Consider the following 1,430-nt stretch of genomic DNA (forward strand, 5'->3'; position numbering starts at 1 on the left):
TAGAGCAGGAAGCAGCCGACCAGCATCATGATAACGTGTCCGCCCGTCAGAGCGGAGAATCCACTGTCATTCCAGACAGATGCAATCGAAACACTAAACGCATTCCAAATTTCCATTCTGTTGTTTCCTCCTTATCAGCAAACCGTATTGTTAAGAGCCGTAGCGCGGGCATTGTTCTTCCAAACCGTGCTCTCGATCGGGCGAACCGTAACGATACGCGCTTCGCTGTCGTACGCTGCAACTGCAGCGGCGATTACGGCGATGACTGCGCTGTTGTCTGCTTTCGGAGCAGCCGCAGGTGCAGCAGCTGCCGGAGCAGCAGCCTTAGGTGCAGCTGCCGGTTTCTTTTCCTCTTTGGCCTTTGCTGTCGGGTCGCAGAGATGGATAAGACGAATCATTGCACTCAAGCCCATCAACACGACGAAAACGATCGACATGTTAATAAGCATGATAATCAAAGGATTCGTAGTAACCGGATGTCCCATTAAGAATCACCTCAACTAATACTTTTACTCCCATGCCTCTCCGGACATAGAGCAAATACAGCGAAATTACTTGCTTTTTGTCGGGTCAGCAAGATGGATCAAACGAATCATTGCGCTCAGTCCCATCAGCACGACAAACACGATTGACATGTTGATAAGCATGATGATCAAAGGATTCGTTGTCACCGGGTGTCCCATAAACTCACCTCTCTTTCGCCTTATACTGGCACAGCCTGCCGTCTTTTTTCTTTATAAGAAAACTCGTACAGACTCATCGGTTCCTGCCCGCATTGACGCCCGATTTGCCGGGCGACGCATTCACCGATCGTACAGCCTTCGCTCCACCGGGTTATTGGACGATTCCCCAGGTGGTTAAAAGCGCTGACAGCCTCTATTTCATTTGGGCGGGAGACGACGGCCCGACGGACATAGTCTTCCCATTCCCGAGCTTTAGAGTACCCCATGCCCTATTCAGTGTCAATTAACGTATGATTTTTCTGACTATTTCAGAGTTGTCACAAAACTTCCGTTGTTTCAGGGAATTTTCATGATTTATCCCTATTCGGGATTTTTATTGATATAATGGAATAATCACAGTTTATCCCTTGATATTATCGCCTTTCAGCGTTATCCCAAAACGGTTATGTTAATATCCCGTTATTGCATTAATGTATACATAAAAAATCCCGGCCGGGCTAACCCGGTCGGGATTATGTAACTCAATTTCCAGTCATTAAAGGCTGCTCAAGGGAAGAACGGCCAAACGATAGGAATAACGATAAGGGAAACTACGAAGCAGACAAGAATCAAAGGCGTACCGGCGATGATATAGTCTTTGAAGTGATATCCACCAGGTCCGAGAACCAGCGTGTTCGGCGGTGTACCAACCGGCGTAGCGAATGCGCAGGATGCAGCAACAGCGATAGCCATCAGAACTGCATGCGG

The 1,430-nt window shown here is 48.1% G+C and carries 3 protein-coding genes; all 3 read right to left on the reverse strand.

Translation table 11 applies throughout. The features are described 5' to 3' along the window. Nucleotides 1-134: 134 nt before the first annotated feature. Entirely contained in the window at nt 135-485 is a 351-nt protein-coding gene (locus BUA83_RS12425) for an OadG family protein (RefSeq protein WP_072936584.1), read from the reverse strand. Nucleotides 486-551: 66 nt separating this feature from the next. Then, nucleotides 552-683, reverse strand: coding sequence for an OadG family protein (locus tag BUA83_RS12430; RefSeq protein WP_072936583.1), 132 nt, complete (start codon nt 681-683; stop codon nt 552-554). Between the two features lie 546 nt (nt 684-1,229). Next, nucleotides 1,230-1,430, reverse strand: a 201-nt coding sequence (locus BUA83_RS12435) for an anion permease (protein WP_200796087.1), incomplete at its 5' end; no start/stop codon positions are given.

The sequence above is a fragment of the Schwartzia succinivorans DSM 10502 genome (assembly GCF_900129225.1).
In the GTDB taxonomy this organism is placed as follows: Bacteria; Bacillota; Negativicutes; order Selenomonadales; family Selenomonadaceae; genus Schwartzia; species Schwartzia succinivorans.

Bases quoted from the DNA above. Each gene is read 5' to 3' on its own strand.
- BUA83_RS12425 (WP_072936584.1), bottom strand. From the start codon at position 485: ATGGGACATCCGGTTACTACGAATCCTTTGATTATCATGCTTATTAAC.
- BUA83_RS12430 (WP_072936583.1), bottom strand. From the start codon at position 683: ATGGGACACCCGGTGACAACGAATCCTTTGATCATCATGCTTATCAAC.